Origin of the sequence: Acinetobacter sp. AHP123 (genome assembly GCF_023757925.1) — a bacterium.
GTDB classification, from domain to species: Bacteria; Pseudomonadota; Gammaproteobacteria; order Pseudomonadales; family Moraxellaceae; genus Acinetobacter; species Acinetobacter oleivorans.
In genome coordinates, this window is record NZ_CP092454.1 from 665629 (window position 1) to 684595 (window position 18967).

Below are 18967 nucleotides of genomic sequence, written 5' to 3' on the forward strand. Positions count from 1 at the left end.
CTCAATATGTACAGTAATTTCCAAACAGAAATTTAAATGTACAAACAAATCACAACTCGCCGATCTGACGAGATAAACAACAATGCCTGTTGACGATCCAACATGTCAACGATCGGCACATTCTATTGAGATTTGCTAATTAAACAACCCCAATTTATCTCTAAACAGATGAAAACCCATATTTATTCATCAATAATCTATAAAAACAGAAACTTATCTGAAAAAAAAATTGTATCTATTTTCATTGAAAATTACTTAGATATACATGAGTGCTTACCTATCATTAGATAGATTTTAAAATTAAGATTAACTTAAAAATATTTCTTTTTTTTACGATAAATTAAATATTCTATATATAAAATATTAACCCGAGTTCTGCGTCCTGCAAAACTCGGGTAAATGAGGTTGTGCTTTCAGGTTAATCGTTATTTTTATCGTTTCCGTTCCAACATCTAATCCGTGATGCTATTCCATATCAGCTTTGTGTATCCTTACGTGGGATTGTCCATTCCCGTTTCCGTGTGCCGATGAATGTAGAATAAGGTTTTTATCCCCCCCTGCCTATTCGCCCTAGACTCAAATCTTTGTACGATATTGCTTACATCAATTTTTATATTCTTTTTATTTATAAGGCTGTGCAATTTTATCAGTCACAATTTTTTCTTCTTTTTCAGCCTTTGCAATCCCTTCTTGTATGGCGCTTTGAGCCTCTTCTTCATCGGTTTGAGTTTGTTCTAATTCCTCTTGAATATGTTCAAATATTCGGCCAGTCTGCAAAACAACATATACAGGAAAATGATCAGATCCAATATGTGGTAAACGCTGCATTTTAACTAAACCAAAATCGGTACTATGAAAAATATGATCTAAAGACCAACGCAGCAATGGATAATCTGCATGAAACGTATTAATGAAATGTCGCCCAACTCGTGGGTCAAGTAGCCCACTAATCCGCTGGAACAGCCGCGTAGTACGTGACCACGCTACATCATTTAAATCGCCCATCACAATACAGCTTTCATCTAAGTCTTTAATCTGGTCGCCAACAATTAAAAGCTCTGCATCACGTAAAGTCGAATCTTTCGCCTCGGTTGGACTCGGTGGTTTAGGATGCAAACAATAGAGTTGAACTGGCATACCAGATCGTAAGGTCACAGTAGTATGAATAGAGGGAATTTCATCACTTAAAATAAATTTAACTTCAGTATTCGATAGAGGTAATCGACTATATAAATGCATGCCGTATAAATTATCTAAAGGCACGGGAACGCGATAAGGATAATCTTCTTCAATTTCTTTTAAAGCCTTTTCCCACGTCTTATCACTTTCCAATGTAAGTAACAAATCTGGTTTTAATGTCCTGATCTGTTCAAGCAGTAAATGATATTTATCATTTGGGGTTAGAACATTCGATACAATTAATGAAATTTGCTTTTGTTGGTCTAACTGAGATGATTTGACCTGTTTAACCTGTTTTCTCCAGAGCAAGGTATAAGGCAGAACCATTTTAAGCTGATAGGCGATGGCCGCCATAAGCACAGCAAGCACTATTTCACGCCATAGATTCCATTCGCCAGGCCAAAACAGCATACCAACAAAGGCTAATAGACCAACAAATAGAATCTGCAAACGAGGAAAATCGGCGCCACGAAACCACCACTCATCACGAGGAATAAGTGACCAGAAACTTAACCAAATCACCAGACCAGCTAGAACTTCGACATAAATCATTGAATTTTCTCTTTTAAGATGATTTGGTTTTTAAATTTTTTGTCATCTTTATCAATTTTGTATGTAACATAAACAAGATATTCTACTCAATAAACATGGTGTTTTGTTTCTGTAACGCTTGCAGTTGTGGACACTTTTGATACACTCAACTCCCCCTAACAATTTTAACGCACCGAGGCAAAATGACATGAAAGTAGGTCTGGTCGGTTGGCGCGGGATGGTCGGTTCCGTCCTTATGCAACGTATGGTTGAAGAGAATGATTTTGCTCATATTGAGCCATTTTATTTCTCTACCAGTAATGCAGGTGGTGAAGCTCCTTCATTTGGTGGTAAGACTGCCCCAGCACTTATGGAAGCTACAGACATTAATAGTCTGAAGCAAATGGATGTCATTATTACCTGTCAAGGTGGTGACTATACGTCTGAAGTTTTCCCACAGTTAAAAGCGACTGGTTGGGATGGCTACTGGATTGATGCAGCCTCTACTTTACGTATGTCAGATGATGCGATCATCGTTCTTGACCCAGTAAACCTTAACGTTATTAAAGACGGCTTGGTTAACGGCACCAAAACTTTCGTAGGCGGTAACTGTACAGTATCGCTTATGTTGATGGGTGTAGGTTCACTTTTCCAAAACAATTTGGTGGAGTGGATGACTGCTATGACGTATCAAGCAGCATCAGGCGCTGGCGCACAAAACATGCGTGAGCTAATTACTGGTATGGGCTACTTATATAACAATACCAAAACATTGTTAGATGATCCTAAATCTGCGATTTTGGATATCGATCGCCAAGTTGCTGAATTACAACGTGGCGAAGGTTTCCCATCTGCTAACTTTGGCGTGCCATTAGCTGGATCGTTGATTCCTTATATTGATAAACAGCTCGAAAGCGGTCAGTCAAAAGAAGAGTGGAAAGGTCAGGTTGAAACCAACAAGATCTTGGGTAATTCACAAATTGTTCCGATCGATGGCCACTGTGTCCGTATTGGCGCGATGCGTTGCCACTCTCAAGCACTGACAATCAAGTTGAAAAAAGATGTTCCGCTTGATGAAATCGAAGATATGATTCGTACTTCAAACCAATGGGCGAAAGTTGTACCAAACACTCGTGAAGCGTCTATGACTGACCTTACACCTGTGGCTGTAACTGGTACCTTAACTGTACCTGTTGGCCGTTTGCGCAAACTTAATATGGGTAAAGAATATTTAGGCGCATTCACAGTAGGTGATCAGTTACTTTGGGGTGCTGCTGAACCTTTACGTCGTATGTTACGTATCTTAGTAGAATACAAGAGCTCATAATTTGGTCTGAATTATTCAGTCAAAACGAAAAGCCGATCACATTAGATCGGCTTTTTCGTAACTGGTTTGTAAAAATTTTACAATTTATTTACATTTCATTATTGTATAATTTTGAACGACTTTACGACTTATTAGGTCATGGATTGAGATGACTGTTTATAACAAATTAAAAATTGCCATTTTCACCATTATGTCTTCGCCTTCTCTTTATGCGATTACATTAGACCCTATACAAATTCAGTCTGCGCCCGGGGATTTGTTATATGCAGAAATGAATTTCCAACAAGCTGACCCCAACGCTACATTACAAGTGAGTTTAGCGACTCCTGAAGATTTAAGCGCTTTGGGTGTAACTCATCAGCCTCCGGGAAATCTTAATTTTTATACACGCCAAAATGGTCAAGGTTCTGGGGTTATTGTGATTACCTCTTCCCGACCTGTTAATGATCCTGAGCTCAATATTGTTGTGAAAATCAGTGAAGGTTCTGCAACGCGTTTACAGCATATTAAAACTGTAATTAAACCTTCTCCGATAAAAAAGACTGAAAATAACGAAAGTACTTTATCTCCTCAGTTTGTTGTTAATGAGAAGGATATTGCATTAAATCTGCCAGAAAGCACCCAATATGCTTCATCAACTTCGACCCCAACTACAACAAACTCTAATAGTGAACAAAATCTTAATATCAGCTCTGGCACTGCCTCTGCATTAAATACGAATTCAACACCCTCACTTAGTGAAAACGCTTCAGCTCTAGCAGCTCAACAAGTTGTAACAGGTACGGCGCCCGATCAGGCACAAACCAAACCCACTATCACTAAGTCAAATGCCCATACTTCGCCAAAGACAACCGTTAAAAATTTAGCAGGACAAAAGAAGCCTGTTCCATCCAAAAATATCAGTCAAAATACTGCAAAGAAACAAACCCTAAGTCCATCTAAAGGACCAGTAACTTCAGGTAAATATTTAGTACAACATAATGAATCTTTATGGAGCATTGCTAATCGTATTGCAGCGAAAACCAAACAGCCAGTTGCAAAGGTCATGAATGATATCCAAAAACAAAACCAGCATGCTTTTATTCAAGGTGATGTAAACCGTTTACGTCAGGGAATTTCTCTAAAACTCACACACCCTCCTGTTGCTAAAACTCAGCAAAATAAATCAAAAACAGAAATAACGCATACTGCAAAATCATCTTCTGGCCAGGCTAAATACCGATTGCAACAAGCAGAAATGAGTATCGTGGCTGAAAACAGCCAAAATTCTACACATGGAAGTGCTAAAAAGAGCACACAACAAAGTCAAAACAATACTGAGTTAGCAGTAAAAGTTATGACAAAAAGAGAAAAAAACGTTACATTACAAAGGAATGTAACCAAACTAAATCAAACTTTACGTTTAAAAGACCAGCGTATTCAACTTTTGAATGCACGTTTGGCAGAGTTACAACAGCAGTTAAAAGCACAGCAACAAACTCACAAACAAAAACATTAAGTTAAAACCAGAGTTAGCTCGCTTTATATTGCAAATATTTATTTTTTAAGGGGAAAGTAATGTTATATGTGATTCCGTTCATCATATTACTCGTGGTCGCTGTTATTTTTAAAAAACGCGAGAATAGCCAGAAACAAGAGGCCACTTCTCCTAAAACGGTAAACAAAAAAACCAATAAAAAAGCGAGCTCTAAATCGAGTAAAAACTCGCGTGAAAAAAGCAAAGTAAATGTAGTAGAAGACACTCTTCCACCTGTTCCACAAAGCACTCCTGTTCCAGAAGCTGTACGTCAAAAAATTCAACAGCTCATTCAAGAAAAGCAATATTCAGCTGCTGAAGCTCAAGTCAATCAGGCGTTAAAAAAAGACAATACTCAGCATGCGCTTTATTTATTGTTACTTGAAGTTCATATTGCACAAAAAGATGAGTTTGCTATAACACAACTGATTAGCCATATTCGTAGCTTGGCATTAAATGAAATAGTGACTCAAGCAGAAGCTAGACAAAAAGAATATGAGACATTACGAAAAACAGAACATGAGTCATCTAGCCAATCTGATACCATCGATTTTCCTCAAGCTCAAACATACGAAGAACCCAAAAATACACCAGACACTACAGCTCAGTTTGATCAGTTAACAACAAGTTCTTCTGAAGCTTCTTTTGATGACTTGCAGAAAGACTATACACCGGTAAAACAAGAACCTGCTGTTGAAGTTAAACCTTTAGAATTTAACTTTTCACTCGAAAAAACCGCTGCTACCGAAACTACCAGCCAACCTGTATATGAACCAGCAGTATCAACATCTCAGCAAGTACCAGAAGTATCGTCACCTCAAGAGACAAATGAGCTAGCTGATTTAGAGTTTTCTTTTGACTTGGCGCCTCTGCATAAAACTGAGGAAAAAACTCAAGCACTAGAGGTAAAAGCAGATCAAGAAAATAGCGTCAATGCATTAGATTTTAACCTTGACTTAAATCCTTCAAGTTCAGAGACAAAATCTGTTGAACAAGCTCCATCATTAGATGAACTTAAACTCGTAGAACAAGCGCCATTAGAAGCAACTTCTATCACCCCTCTTGAGTTTTCGTTAGATGAGCCAGCTTTAGTTACAACACCAGAGACTGAAACTCAAAACCATATAGAGGCAGTCAATGAAGAGGCGACTCAAACTCAAATAGAGGATCCACTTCTAGACGCATTTCCAGAATTAAAACAGTTAGATGAAAATGAACTCGACTTACAACTTGCAGAGCAGTACATCAAGTTAGGCGCTTACCCAGCAGCACACGCCTTGTTGGCAAGTAATGAGCAAAAATTCAACACAGAGCAACAACAACGCGCGAAAAACCTACTAAATCGCATAGCTTCTTAAGGCCGATCGTTTTACCATAAGCAGTCAAAGATGACTGCTTTTGTGCCTGAAAAAGATGAAAAAAATTGCCTTATTTTATATGGGTGGTACTTTTGGCTGTGTAGGTGAACCTTTAGCGCCTATGCCATATGACCAATTCTTGCCTCAACTTGAAAAAGTTATACCCCCCCACTTAACGGTTGACTGTTTTGCTGCCCCAAATATTGTAGATAGCAGCGCTTGTACAGCGCCCGATTGGCTACGTCTTATTCAACGTATACAACAGCTCCAACTCGAAGGTTATCAGCACTTCGTCGTTATTCATGGTACAGATACTCTTAGTTATGCTGCTGCAACCCTAGCTCGCTTTTTAGGCCAAAGCTGTCATATTGTGATTACTGGTAGCCAATACCCGTTACTCAATGTTCAAGGTGATAATACTCGTGAATTTACTGATGCAATTGAGAACTTATATCTTGCATTAGAACAAGTGATTGCCCTACCTGTAGGTGCGTATCTTGCATTCCATCATCAAGTATTCCATGCACAAACTGCATTAAAAACGCATACGACTGAACTCGATGCATTTTCAGGTTTAAGTAGTGAAGTTGAGTTTACGCCTCAGCAAAATGAATTGATCGTACAAGATGCTCAAATTGAAAAAGCGGCTTCATTCCAGATTTTAAACTGGATGATGCAACCGATTGCAACACAGCACTTGGTACAGCAATTACGTCACTTACTTCCTGCCCCACCACACTTCTTGGTGTTACAAGGCTTTGGTACAGGCAATATCGCAGTTAACCCTGAATTATTGGCAACCTTAGATGAACTGTATGCTCATGGCTGCGTTCCAATCTTGGCGACACAGGTGACCTTTGGCGGCATTGACCAACGTTATGCAATTAGTGCTTGGGCCAAAACTGCAAAAATTGTCATTAATGATGCGCATAGTCATGCAGATCTTTATGCAAAAGCACTTCAAATCTATTTAAAATACCCAACCCCAGAACAATGGTTCAGCCATTGGAACGAAAATTTGCATTAAATAGAGGTAAAGCCATGCAACGTTATGCAGTCGGTATTGAATTTAGTGGAGTTCAATATCGAGGTTGGCAAACACAACAGCCAGGCGTTGCCAGCGTACAAGAAACTATTGAACGTGTGCTTAGCAAAGTCGCAAATGAACCTATAGCACTCCATGGTGCTGGTCGTACCGATGCAGGAGTACATGCGACAAATATGGTGGCACACTTCGATACTCATGCCATTCGTCCAGAGACAGGGTGGTTAAGAGGGGCAAATAGTCAGCTGCCTAAAGATATTTCCATTCAGTGGATTAAGCTGATGGATGAAAGTTTTCATGCCCGCTTTAAAGCAACTGCTCGACGTTACCGCTACATTATATATAACACGCCACATCGCCCTGCACTCCTACATAAACAGGTTACTCACGTTTACCAAAAGTTAGATGTGAAAAAGATGATTGAAGCGGCAAGTAAATTTGAAGGCACTCATAACTTTGAAAGCTTCCGTGCAGCAGCGTGCCAATCAAATCAACCTGTTCGACATGTAAAACATTGCCGTTTATTTGAACACGGGCGCTATTTAGTTTTAGATATTGAAGCAGATGGTTTTTTACACCATATGGTTCGCAACATTGTTGGATGCTTACTTGAAATTGGTCAAGGTATGTATGAAATTGATCATATCGATACAATGTTTGCTGCACAGGATCGTAAAGCGGCAGGAGTAACAGCCCCACCTGACGGTCTTTATTTTATTCAGTGTAATTATCCTGAGCAGTTTGATTTGCCACAGCCACCGCTTGGGCCACATTGGCTAAACTTACCTGAGTAAGCTTAGCCCAATGCTGTATGTTTCTACCGGTGTTGTTTACGCTTACGGTACTCAACCGGTGTCTCATTCGTCCAACGCTTAAATGCGCGGTAGAACGTACTTGGCTCAGAGAAGCCAGTTAAATACACAATACGCTCAACACTCTCATTGGTATTTGCCAAAAGTTTTTTAGCTAATCGACAGCGATAATCTGACAAGATTTGCTGAAAACTAGTATTGGCTTCACTTAGCTGAGTACGTAAGCGACGTGGAGTAATATTCAACTGAGCTGCAACCGTTTCTAAGGTTGTTTCTCCACTTTCCAACGTTGAACCAATTGCGCGACGAACTTCACCCACTAAATCATAACGAGCTAATTCCTGTAGTTTTTCAATCGCGAGCTGCTCATGCAACTGCAATAACTCAGGCTCTGCTTGCCAAAGCTGAAAATCTAGAATAGCTGGATCAAAATATAAACGTGTCTCTTTCTGACCTAAACTGACTGGGCAGCCATACACTCGGAAATATTCATCCTCAGAAGCACCTTCGCTAAAATTAAAATCGATGAAGATGGGATGAAATTGCCCTTCGGTAATAAATTTAAAAAATCTAAGGATGCCTGAAATTGCACATTCAGAGAAGTGACGATTAACAAGATTATCAGCACCGATCTGTTGACCATTGGTTAAATAACAACGCCCTTCTTCAATGACTAGTTTCGCATCAAATGCGTCACTAATGAGTCGCTGATAAGCTAAAGCCCGTTTTAGCCCTTCACCAAAAGTTTCACTACTAATAAATAGATGTTCAATGACCTGACCACGGTACAAAGGCAAATGCTCGCCTAAATGCAAACCGATATCTGGATCTTTACTGACTTCCTGAGCGGCAGTCCAAAAGGCGTACTGTGCACTTAACGGTGTACGTGCATTTGTATCAACCTGATTTAAAGCAACTCCCGCTTTGGTTAATATTTCTTCTGTTGGCAAACCCGCACGACGAATCGCTTGATAGCCAAAGCGTAATACAACTGATGCATCTGTTAGCTGACCCACGCAGTGCCCTTCCATGTAGATACTTCATTGATATTTAGGGCTGTTGACCTTTACGCAATTAACAGTCCCTAATAACTATGATTTTAGATTAGCGTTGATTGACCAAACTGACAACAGAATTACTCTTCTTTTATGAAAAAAATTACATCTTTTTTTATTAGTCATACTTTAACCAGATGCTTTAGCAAAAGGATGTCTATCTTGTTTTTTTTAAATAAATTGACTATAATTTGCGCCTTTCCAATTTGATCATCAGGTAGGCTATGGCCAATAAAGAGGAACTCATTGAGTTCGAAGGCGTTGTCACCGAAACGCTTCCTAATACGATGTTCCGTGTACGTCTTGAAAACGGTCACGAAGTTATTGCACACATTTCTGGTAAAATGCGTAAACACTATATTCGTATTCTTACTGGCGACAGTGTAAAAGTCGAAATGACTCCATATGACCTCACTAAAGGTCGTATTACGTATCGTGCTCGCTAATTAGTGAATGCAAAAAAGCCACTTTATGATGTGGCTTTTTTATTGCGTTGTTTATTCACTTAAGCGACTGGTTTTACATCCCACCGTTTGGCATTCACGCAGTCTTTCTTGCAGCCAATGGTTTCTTTCTTGCGTTGTCTGTAAACGACATTGTACGTCTACGCTATTCCTATTTGAATCTGTACAATCTGCATCACGTTGACGTATCCACGCGAGCTGAGATTTTTTAAGAATATTTTTTTGCGCCGTATTTAATTTTACTCGCAATGCTTGATAGTTCTTATTCAGATCTGCATCAGCGCTCGCATAAATTTTATTTGTACAGTAAATATCATCGTAAGTATTTCGGGCACTATCGCAATTATCTGCATAGACCGCAGTCATTCCAAAGCTACATAAAAAAGCAAAAACTATTTTTCTCATACTTTTCTTCCTTAAGTTTTCTATGAAATTATTATTAAAACGGTTTGAATGTAATGATAAATCGTAAGACAAATTTACCTTCTATTTATCATAATCTTCCTTTTTTACTTTACAAGCATTCAAATCCAACCTATTGTTCTTTAATAATAAATATAATTTTTTATTGAGATAAAAATGAATATAGATACCCGATGTCAAATTGGCCTACTTTGTTTAATCATAATGAATGTGAGCGGTTGTACTAGCCATCCACGCCAATCTATAGATTTACAAGAATATTTAAAGGGCTTTCTAGGCAAATCATCGAACACCATTCGGCAAGATATAAATCTACGAAGTCTTGGTTTTCAAGTCGCAAATACTCCACAAAAAACATCCAATCAACTCATCTATACGATTTTACGGCCATTAAACATTCCAATCCCGATGGTGACTAATGTCGACATGAGAGGTAATTCCGTGGCTATACAATCAGGTAATTTGGGTGGCAATTCTTACGATTTAAATTTCAACTGCAAAGTTATTTTTCAGCTGAAGAATGATATTGCCGAGTCTATTCAATATGAAGGTAAAGCCTGCTAAAACATAGGCACAAAAAAACGCAGCGTTGAGCTGCGTTTTTTATAAAAAGTTTTTAAGCAAGAGCAGCGACAACTGCCTCACCCATTTCAGCTGTACCAACTTTTGTCATGCCTTCAGACATAATATCTGCTGTACGCAAGCCTTGATCAAGTACTTGACCTACCGCATCTTCAATTGCTTTTGCAGCAGCTTCTTCACGGAAGGTATAACGAAGCATCATTGCAACAGAAAGAATAGTTGCTAATGGGTTAGCCACATTTTGACCCGCAATGTCAGGCGCAGAACCATGGCAAGGCTCATACATACCTTTACCATTTTCATCTAACGATGCAGATGGCAACATACCGATTGAACCTGTAAGCATTGCTGCTTCATCAGATAAGATATCGCCAAATAAGTTACCCGTTACGATCACGTCAAACTGTTTAGGCGCACGTACAAGTTGCATTGCAGCATTATCTACATACATATGTGAAAGCTGAATGTTTGAATAACTTGCTTGCTGTAAATCAGTAACTGTTTGCTTCCAAAGTTCTGTAACCTCTAAAACGTTCGCTTTATCGACCGAACAAACTTTACCACCACGTAACCCTGCAAGTTCAAAAGCCACTTTTGCAATGCGCTTAATTTCGCTTTCAGAATAAACGTCTGTGTTATAGCCTTGTTTTTCGCCGTTTTCGAGTTCACGAATACCACGTGGCTGACCGAAATAGATACCGCCAGTCAATTCACGAACAATTAAAATATCTAAACCAGCAACGATTTCAGGTTTTAAGCTAGAAGCATCTGCTAATTGCGGATATAAAATCGCTGGGCGCAAGTTAGCAAACAAGTCAAGTTCACTACGAATTTTTAAAAGACCACGCTCAGGACGAATAGAGCGCTCAATCGCATCCCATTTTGGTCCACCTACAGCCCCTAATAAAATTGCATCAGCTTTTTTTGCTTGTTCACTCGTTACAGCTGGATACGGTTCACCATGCGCATCAATTGCTGCGCCGCCCAATAGGCCATGTTCCCAAGTTAACGATAAATTAAATTTTTCATTTACTGTATTTAATACTTTTTCTGCTGCCCCAACAATTTCAGGACCAATACCATCACCAGCTAAAATTAAAATCTGTTTAGACATGAACTTTTTCCATTTTCCAAAAACAAGCAGCGTTATATTTACCGCGGTGTTAGTTTTTTCTGTTCAAGGAACTCGCCTAGCCCTGTTGTTACATCAAATGGTCGACAAAAACGGCGAATTACACGCCCATCCTGATCTAAATCGACACATAATGGATCTGGTACAGAAACATTGAGCAAACTACCCGAACGGTTAGATTTGTCTCGGTACATTTTAAATGTATAGCGATGGTTGGCATTAAACTGGTGAATCACATGAAATGTTTCTGCCCGATCTGGAGAAATCGGATAGAAACGGATCACCACTTCATATTGTTTAGCGGGCACAGATAAATATAAACTGTTGGTTTGACCAAGCACTGAACCATGCAATCTTACAATTCCTTGATGAATTGCCTGATTACTAATTCGTCGTGTTTGCGCATCCACTACAGTAATATCATTTAGTCGTTCAAATTCACAACTCTTCGCGCCCGAACAATATATTGCTGCATTCTGCCCCAAATTTTCTTGTTCAGCCTGCTTAATACGGACAGTATCCACTACATTGTACGTGCTCTGACAAGCACTGAGTGTTATTGCGCACAGGCTCAACAAAAAGCTATGAGTAACGTTCCTCTTCATTGTTCAAGCCCAATCCTCATCTAGTGCATAATTTTAAGGTGTTTTTATGCTTTAGCATGTTAGCAAGAGTTTGAACACTACGCCATGGCTATGTTTAAAATGTACCAAAAGGTTAATTTAACTCTTGGAATACCCAAGGACGAACTTGTTTAGTTTTTTCTTCATAAGCACGAATTGCATCGGCATTTTGAAGCGTTAAACCAATATCATCCAAGCCATTTAACAAGCAATGCTTGCGAAATGGGTCAACTTCAAATTTAAAAGCTTCACCTGTTGGCGTACGTACTTCCTGAGCAGCTAAATCAATTGTTAATTGATATCCTTCATTTGCCGCACATTCTTTAAATAACTGATCAACAATTTCTTCTGACAAAATGACAGGTAACATGCCATTTTTAAAACAGTTATTAAAGAAAATATCAGCAAAGCTTGGTGCAATAACAGTACGGAAACCGTATTCATTTAATGCCCAAGGTGCATGCTCACGGCTTGAACCACAACCAAAGTTAGTACGAGCAATTAAAACATTTGCACCTTGATAACGTGGCTGGTTCAAAACGAAATCCGGATTTTTTGGACGTACCGAGTTATCTTGTCCCGGATAACCTTCATCTAAATAACGAAGTTCATCAAATAAGTTATCGCCAAAACCAGTACGTTTGATTGATTTCAAAAACTGTTTTGGAATAATTAAATCTGTATCAACATTGGCACGATCTAATGGTGCAACGATACCTTGTTCAACTGTATAAGCTTTCATGGTTTGCTCCAGACCGAATTAAAATGAACGAACATCAACAAAGTGACCTGCGATTGCAGCCGCTGCCGCCATTGCTGGGCTCACCAAGTGAGTACGACCGCCATTGCCTTGACGACCTTCAAAGTTACGGTTAGACGTCGATGCACAGTGTTCACCTGGTTGTAACTTATCTGCATTCATTGCTAAACACATTGAACAACCTGGTTCACGCCATTCAAAACCAGCTTCTAAGAAGATTTTATCCAAGCCTTCTTTTTCTGCCTGTTGTTTAACTAAACCTGAACCCGGAACAATCATGGCTTGCTTAATGCTAGAGGCTACTTTACGGCCTTTAACCACTTCAGCCGCAGCACGAATATCTTCAATACGAGAATTAGTGCAAGAACCAATAAAGACACGATCAAGTTGAATATCAGCTAATGCTTGACCTGCATTTAAGCCCATATATTGATAAGCACGCGTCCAGTCATTACGTTGAACGTCATCTTTCGCTTGTTCTAAAGTTGGTACAGCTTCTGTGACCGGAATAACCATCTCAGGTGAAGTTCCCCAAGACACTTGTGGCTCGATCTCTGCACCATTTAATTCAACGACTGCATCAAACACTGCATCTTCATCTGAATGCAAAGTGTCCCAGTAAGCAACTGCTTGTTCCCATTGCTCACCTTTTGGTGCGTAGCTACGGCCTTGCACGTATTCAACAGTTTTATCATCAACAGCAACCATACCGACACGAGCACCAGCTTCAATCGCCATGTTACATACCGTCATACGTCCTTCAATCGACATATCACGGAAAACTTGGCCACCGAATTCAATTGCATAGCCTGTACCACCAGCAGTACCAATTTTAGCAATGATTGCCAACACAACATCTTTTGGTGTTACGCCTTTGCCTAATACGCCATCTACACGTACTAACATGTTTTTAGATTTTTTCTGGATCAAACATTGTGTTGCTAACACATGTTCAACTTCAGATGTTCCAATACCATGCGCCAAACAACCGAAAGCACCGTGAGTAGCTGTATGTGAATCACCACATACAACTGTCATGCCCGGCAAAGTTAAACCCTGTTCAGGACCAACCACATGCACAATACCCTGACGGATATCATTAATGCTGAATTCAACAATATTAAAAGCTTTACAGTTGTCATCTAAGGTTTGAACTTGGATACGAGACGTATCATCTTCAATACCTGCGATACCTTGGTCACGTTCTTTTTTAGACGTTGGAACGTTATGGTCCGGTGTAGCAACGTTTGCACTTAAACGCCATGGTTGACGACCTGCAAGTTGCAAACCTTCAAATGCTTGTGGACTAGTCACTTCATGCAATAAATGACGGTCAATATAAAGTAAACATGAGCCATCATCACGCTGTGAAACAACGTGGTCATCCCACAATTTGTCATATAAAGTTTTGCCTGCCATGTCGTCTTGCTCCATTGGACTGGGTAATTCTAATCTTTCTTCGATTATAGCCAGAGTTTCACATAAATCTAATTTATCATTTTTATAAATTAGAAAACTTTTTGGAATAAATTATAATTCCTTTGAGATACCACAAATTTAATAAATCGTTTTTGTTAATGATTATCATTTGCATAATCAATTTTTAATCTTATACTCTCATCTCTATACTAAAAATATCAAAGTGGCTAAAGAGAATGATCATGGCTAATATTCAAAAATTCGTTATAAATAATCAACGTACCTTAAAGAAAACCTTCAGCTATTACATTATGCATATTAGTGTAGCAATGATAGTTGCATACTTTGTAACAGGTAATATCTGGATGGCTTTGACTCTAAGCATGCTCGAACCAACCGTACAAGCCTTTGCTTTTTTCTTTCATGAAAAAGTTTGGGCAGCTAAAGATCGCCGCGTATCAGCCTTAGCCGAAAAAGAAACAACGGCTTAGGCTAAGATTAGTGCGGTAATTCACAACTTTCTCACTCGTTTTGCTGCAAGCATGATACGATTTTGGCTCGGCAACTTTAGCCCCTCGATTTTTCTATTCCAAGTTGAGTTGTATTATGAATCTTGCAGCCTTTGAAGCTTTTGTAAAAGTTATGGAAACAGGGTCTATCTCTGTGGCAGCAGATCAATTATTTATTACTCAACCTGCTGTTACCAAACGAATTCACAGCTTAGAAGAATATTTTGGTGTAAAACTATTTGAGTCCGCAGGCCGAGGTGTACAGGCAACTCATGCTGCACATTCATTATTACCAAAAGTTAAAAACTGGTTAAATGAGCTGGGTGATATTCACCATACGCTTAGCCATGAACAAACTCAGGTACAAGGCCGTTTAAAAGTCGGTACGAGTCACCATATTGGTTTACATCATTTACCGTCCCCACTTAAACACTTTGTTCAACAATTTCCGCAGGTTACTTTAGACGTGCATTTTGTTGATTCAGAGCAAGCCCATGAACAAGTACTTGCTGGTGATTTAGAGTTAGCATTTTTAACACTTCCTCCTTCAGGGGATGAGCGCCTTAACTACATTACAATCTGGAATGATCCTTTAGTTTTTGTTGCTGCGCCATTTCACCCACTTGCACAAAAAGAGCATCTGACCTTACAAGATTTAATTGAATACCCAAGCCTATTGCCCGCTGCACAAACTTATACAGCTCAAATCACATTAGCTGAGTTTGAAAAACAAGGGCTTAAACCAAAAATCACAATGAGTAATAACCCTCTTGAGTCAATTCGTATGTTGGTGTCGATTGGTTTAGGTTGGTCAGTACTACCAAAAACTCTACTGAATCAAGATATGCAGCAACTTGATTTAGATGTAGAAATGAATCGCCAATTAGGCATGGTGTGGCATCCTGCACGTACTCAATCTAGAGCTATGCAAGAACTAATTAAAATGATGCAGGAATAATTGAATTAACGACTATATTTTTTAAAAAGGATATAAATTAAAACAGCAAAAGGTAGTAGTAGAAACAGAACGCCCCAACTGAAACATATAGCAGCGAAAATAATTCCGCCAAATGCACTCATAAACAGTAAAGCAATGATATAAATAAGTAATTCACCAAAAATAGCGGTAATGAGCTGATCTATAAACTCTTGAAAGAAACCACTACTACTTTCATTTTTAGTGCGCTTGTTTTTAGCCATGCTATTTTAATTAATAAAGTTATATATTGATTAGAAATGATACTGTAAATATATATCCTTTTCTCTACTATCATTATACTTTTCACTTAAGATTCATGATCGTGAAGAATCAATATTCAAAGATAATTAAAATCGGTTTATACGGCTTCATAACTTTAGCTGTGTTAGTTCTAGTTACATTTATTTGGTTTAAACCGATACGTGTTGTTTTCGCCCATCACCTGTTATTATTACAGTGTGATGGTCAGATATGTGTAGATGATCCAAAGACAGAGCCTCTTGCAAAGATACTTTATAATCAGGCATTAAAAGAGACCCAAGATAAAGTAGGTGCTTTTCATCAACAACCCACTATGGTTTTTTGCTCAACTCCACAATGTGCAAATACCTTTGGTATGGAAAAAGCAGCCGCTAAAGCTGTTGGTAATTTGGGGTTATTGGTTGCACCGCGTGGCTGGAAAGATTTCTACATCACCCATGAGCTTATTCATCACCGACAAGCCGAAGAATGGGGAAATATAGCAATGATGACTAAACCCAAATGGTTGGTAGAAGGTATGGCTTATAGTTTAAGTGATGACCCACGCCCTACTTTGTCGGCACCCTTTCAGCAATGGCGGGCTCAATTTAAGCTTTGGCATCAACAAAACCCTGACCCAAATATTTGGTATACCACAGGCAAAGTTAAGTAATTTATTAAAGCGCATCCTCTCCAGCGAGCTGAATCTTACTATCAGCAATTTCATTCATAAATAGCTGATAGTCGTTTAGATTGCGCTCTGCATATTCTTCTGCATACGTTTGTAATACATTTACAATCGTATCGCCCTCTCCAAGATATCCCATAAGTACATCTGCATTTCCAGATTTTGCATGGGCATGCGCTAAAGCCAAGCCACAATCTTCAGCATACTTATAGAAATACTCTTCATCCATATCATTAAGATTAAAAGAGATTTTCATATCGCGTAGCTGACGTACATGAAAATGTTGAGTTGATATTGAGGAAAATCCAAGAAATATATCACTTGCGGCCTGCATGAGTTGCTGACCATGTATTACACGTTCACCTTCGTGATTTACTTTTTCTACAAATAACGGACTAAGAATTGATGGATTCGCTTCTTTCATTTGTAAAATTAACGGCTCCCGATCTGCATCTTGAAATAATGCAATCGCAGATCTGGTACCAACACTTCCAATACCAACCACTTTAAAGGCCACATCTGTACATTGATAACGATCAAAAAGTACTTGGCGATCATATTTCAAAGAATCACGGTATTGTTGAAAGAATACATCAACATCTTTACTAAATGGTTCATCTGCGCTGGGGTGCCACAATAACGGTAGATCATCTACAAAATGACGCAATCCTGTATCTTGATCTTGCTGGGTAAGCTTCGGCAAAACAGAATACACCGTTTTTTTCTGCGCAGAATCAAGATCCTTTTCGCTTTTCTTTCTGAGTTTTCGGCATTCAGTATTTTCTAATAAGGTAATGGCATCAATCTTTTCATACCAAACTTGTAGTGGCGAAAGTTTTGCATTTTCTAATAAGTGCTGACGGTAACTATTCAGCATTATTTTAATTGCCCTTAAACCCACTTTATCTGCAAGATTAATATCACGTGCTGCTATCACAAAACTGGTTACTAAACGCTTTACGTCCCATTCAAATGGGGCAACTAAAGTTTCATCGAAATCATTAATTCCAAATAACAGATTACGTTCTGGACTTGCAAAACCACCAAAATTACTTAAATGACAATCACCACAAATCTGTTGAAATAAACCTGTATTTTCTTGCTCCCATGCTTGGTCAAATAACATCAAAGAAGGCATGCCACGATAAAATGTAAATGGTGAAATACTCATCCGTTTTGCACGAATCGGTTTGAGTTTCTCTAACCGTCCTTGATTACTCCAATCATAGATCGTTAAGGCAGTTGTACCTTGTGGTCGTTCAGAAAGCTTTGACAACTGTTCACGCGGTACTTTTTTACGTTGAGCCTTACCTAATTTAAAGCCTTCACTTTTACTCAGTAATTTTCCCTGATAGCGATGGCGTGTTAAATCAATACTTTGATCATTCCAAAGTTGTTTTGGTAATTTAATCTGTGGTGTTTTTGACATTAATTACCTCATTTTTAAAATTTCTTTTTATTGAACTTATCAATATTTATTTTTGGTTTAAGATTTTCAAGAAATATAAAAAAATAATTTAAATATAATTAATTAAAAGTTGGAAGAGCTTATCTAACCCATAGCTCTTCCCACTCGATCATCTTAAATCGACCAGTCCTGAATTTCCCAGTTGTGCTCTTGAGCTAACTTTTCTAGACGATCATCAGGATTTACCGCAATCGCATGGGTTGCATATTCAAGTAAAAAACGGTCATTGATTGAATCTGAATACGCCCAAGACTCAGATACGCCACGACCTTCCAACCAATCATCTAGACGTGCAAGTTTGCCCTTTTGGTAACACGCCAAACCAGCAACTTTACCTGTATATTTCCCCTCAGCAACTTCAGCATTGGTTGCCAAAATTTCTGTAATTCCAAATTCACGGAAAATTGGTGCAGTAATAAAATCACTTGTTGCAGTAATTCCGACAATCGTATGACCTAAATCTTGATGTTTTTTGATTGCATCAAAACCTTTAGGACGCATTTGTGGGCGAATCACTTTTTGCATGAACAACTGGTGAAGTTCAGTTAAATAATTATTGTCGTGCTTTGTTAAAAATCCAAAGACAAATTCATTATAAGCATATGGGTCAAGTTGTCCTGCTTTGTAATCTTCATAAAATTTATCATTCATCTGACGATGATGAACCGGATCAACCAAACCTTCATTGACTAAAAATTCACCCCACGAGTGGTCTGAATCGGTATTTAACAAGGTATGGTCTAAATCAAACAACGCCAGTTTCATGAAAATTCTCGTTTAAACTGAAATTTAAGAAAAAAAATGTAAATCTATCTCCGCTAGTCGATAGAAATTCGTTAAGATCGTAGCAATTTAAA

20 protein-coding genes are annotated in these 18967 nt (G+C 38.6%); 10 read left to right on the plus strand and 10 right to left on the minus strand.

Annotation, left to right across the window (positions count from 1 at the left end; translation table 11 throughout):
* Positions 1–621: 621 nt before the first annotated feature.
* Positions 622–1731, minus strand: a complete 1110-nt coding sequence (locus MJX77_RS03170; RefSeq protein ID WP_252060534.1) for an endonuclease/exonuclease/phosphatase family protein — start codon at positions 1729–1731, stop codon at positions 622–624.
* Positions 1732–1918: 187 nt separating this feature from the next.
* On the opposite strand from MJX77_RS03170, the gene asd reads away from it, so the two are divergent.
* From asd to truA, 5 genes are all read left to right on the plus strand, one after another.
* Positions 1919–3037: an aspartate-semialdehyde dehydrogenase gene (gene asd, locus MJX77_RS03175; protein ID WP_004794839.1), complete on the plus strand. Its 1119-nt coding sequence runs from the start codon at positions 1919–1921 to the stop codon at positions 3035–3037.
* 148 nt (positions 3038–3185) lie between these two features.
* Positions 3186–4535, plus strand: coding sequence for a type IV pilus assembly protein FimV (locus MJX77_RS03180; protein ID WP_252060535.1), 1350 nt, complete (start codon positions 3186–3188; stop codon positions 4533–4535).
* A gap of 59 nt (positions 4536–4594) precedes the next feature.
* Positions 4595–5911, plus strand: coding sequence for a T4P machinery localization factor FimV (gene fimV / locus MJX77_RS03185; RefSeq protein ID WP_252060536.1), 1317 nt, complete (start codon positions 4595–4597; stop codon positions 5909–5911).
* Positions 5912–5966: 55 nt separating this feature from the next.
* Positions 5967–6938 carry an asparaginase gene (locus MJX77_RS03190; protein ID WP_252060537.1) on the plus strand — a complete coding sequence of 324 codons (972 nt, stop codon included), beginning with the start codon at positions 5967–5969 and terminating at the stop codon, positions 6936–6938.
* Positions 6939–6952: 14 nt separating this feature from the next.
* Positions 6953–7750 carry a tRNA pseudouridine(38-40) synthase TruA gene (truA, locus tag MJX77_RS03195; protein WP_004794850.1) on the plus strand — a complete coding sequence of 266 codons (798 nt, stop codon included), beginning with the start codon at positions 6953–6955 and terminating at the stop codon, positions 7748–7750.
* A gap of 23 nt (positions 7751–7773) precedes the next feature.
* Here truA and MJX77_RS03200 read toward each other — a convergent pair whose 3' ends face one another.
* Positions 7774–8784: an AraC family transcriptional regulator gene (locus tag MJX77_RS03200; RefSeq protein ID WP_005302061.1), complete on the minus strand. Its 1011-nt coding sequence runs from the start codon at positions 8782–8784 to the stop codon at positions 7774–7776.
* Between the two features lie 263 nt (positions 8785–9047).
* Between MJX77_RS03200 and infA the strand changes: the two genes are divergently transcribed.
* Complete coding sequence (gene infA / locus MJX77_RS03205; RefSeq protein ID WP_001284370.1) at positions 9048–9269, plus strand: translation initiation factor IF-1; 222 nt, start codon at positions 9048–9050, stop codon at positions 9267–9269.
* 51 nt (positions 9270–9320) lie between these two features.
* On the opposite strand, the gene MJX77_RS03210 is transcribed toward infA, so the two are convergent.
* Positions 9321–9692 (minus strand): lysozyme inhibitor LprI family protein, encoded by a 372-nt coding sequence (locus tag MJX77_RS03210; protein ID WP_004794852.1) that lies wholly within the window; start codon positions 9690–9692, stop codon positions 9321–9323.
* Between the two features lie 174 nt (positions 9693–9866).
* On the opposite strand from MJX77_RS03210, the gene MJX77_RS03215 reads away from it, so the two are divergent.
* Positions 9867–10274 carry a hypothetical protein gene (locus MJX77_RS03215; protein WP_252060538.1) on the plus strand — a complete coding sequence of 136 codons (408 nt, stop codon included), beginning with the start codon at positions 9867–9869 and terminating at the stop codon, positions 10272–10274.
* Positions 10275–10326: 52 nt separating this feature from the next.
* Here MJX77_RS03215 and leuB read toward each other — a convergent pair whose 3' ends face one another.
* From leuB to leuC, 4 genes are all read right to left on the minus strand, one after another.
* Positions 10327–11406 (minus strand): 3-isopropylmalate dehydrogenase, encoded by a 1080-nt coding sequence (leuB, locus tag MJX77_RS03220; RefSeq protein ID WP_252060539.1) that lies wholly within the window; start codon positions 11404–11406, stop codon positions 10327–10329.
* Positions 11407–11444: 38 nt separating this feature from the next.
* Positions 11445–12029 (minus strand): hypothetical protein, encoded by a 585-nt coding sequence (locus MJX77_RS03225; protein WP_005302052.1) that lies wholly within the window; start codon positions 12027–12029, stop codon positions 11445–11447.
* A gap of 112 nt (positions 12030–12141) precedes the next feature.
* On the minus strand, positions 12142–12789 hold the full coding sequence (gene leuD / locus MJX77_RS03230) for a 3-isopropylmalate dehydratase small subunit (RefSeq protein WP_003654711.1): 648 nt from the start codon (positions 12787–12789) through the stop codon (positions 12142–12144).
* Positions 12790–12807: 18 nt separating this feature from the next.
* Positions 12808–14226, minus strand: coding sequence for a 3-isopropylmalate dehydratase large subunit (gene leuC / locus MJX77_RS03235; protein ID WP_252060540.1), 1419 nt, complete (start codon positions 14224–14226; stop codon positions 12808–12810).
* A 236-nt stretch (positions 14227–14462) separates the two neighbouring features.
* Between leuC and MJX77_RS03240 the strand changes: the two genes are divergently transcribed.
* Both MJX77_RS03240 and MJX77_RS03245 read left to right on the plus strand, forming a co-directional pair.
* Positions 14463–14717, plus strand: coding sequence for a DUF2061 domain-containing protein (locus MJX77_RS03240; protein ID WP_171056858.1), 255 nt, complete (start codon positions 14463–14465; stop codon positions 14715–14717).
* A 115-nt stretch (positions 14718–14832) separates the two neighbouring features.
* The gene (locus tag MJX77_RS03245; protein ID WP_049837940.1) at positions 14833–15693 is read left to right on the plus strand and encodes a LysR family transcriptional regulator; all 861 of its coding nucleotides are present in this window, start codon (positions 14833–14835) and stop codon (positions 15691–15693) included.
* Between the two features lie 5 nt (positions 15694–15698).
* On the opposite strand, the gene MJX77_RS03250 is transcribed toward MJX77_RS03245, so the two are convergent.
* On the minus strand, positions 15699–15935 hold the full coding sequence (locus MJX77_RS03250) for a hypothetical protein (protein ID WP_151988873.1): 237 nt from the start codon (positions 15933–15935) through the stop codon (positions 15699–15701).
* A gap of 95 nt (positions 15936–16030) precedes the next feature.
* Between MJX77_RS03250 and MJX77_RS03255 the strand changes: the two genes are divergently transcribed.
* Entirely contained in the window at positions 16031–16627 is a 597-nt protein-coding gene (locus MJX77_RS03255) for a hypothetical protein (protein ID WP_252060541.1), read from the plus strand.
* Positions 16628–16631: 4 nt separating this feature from the next.
* Here the strand turns inward: MJX77_RS03255 and MJX77_RS03260 are convergent, their stop codons facing one another.
* Complete coding sequence (locus MJX77_RS03260) at positions 16632–18071, minus strand: DUF2252 domain-containing protein (RefSeq protein WP_252060542.1); 1440 nt, start codon at positions 18069–18071, stop codon at positions 16632–16634.
* Between the two features lie 153 nt (positions 18072–18224).
* The gene (locus MJX77_RS03265; protein ID WP_252060543.1) at positions 18225–18875 is read right to left on the minus strand and encodes an HAD family hydrolase; all 651 of its coding nucleotides are present in this window, start codon (positions 18873–18875) and stop codon (positions 18225–18227) included.
* Positions 18876–18967 lie beyond the last annotated feature (92 nt).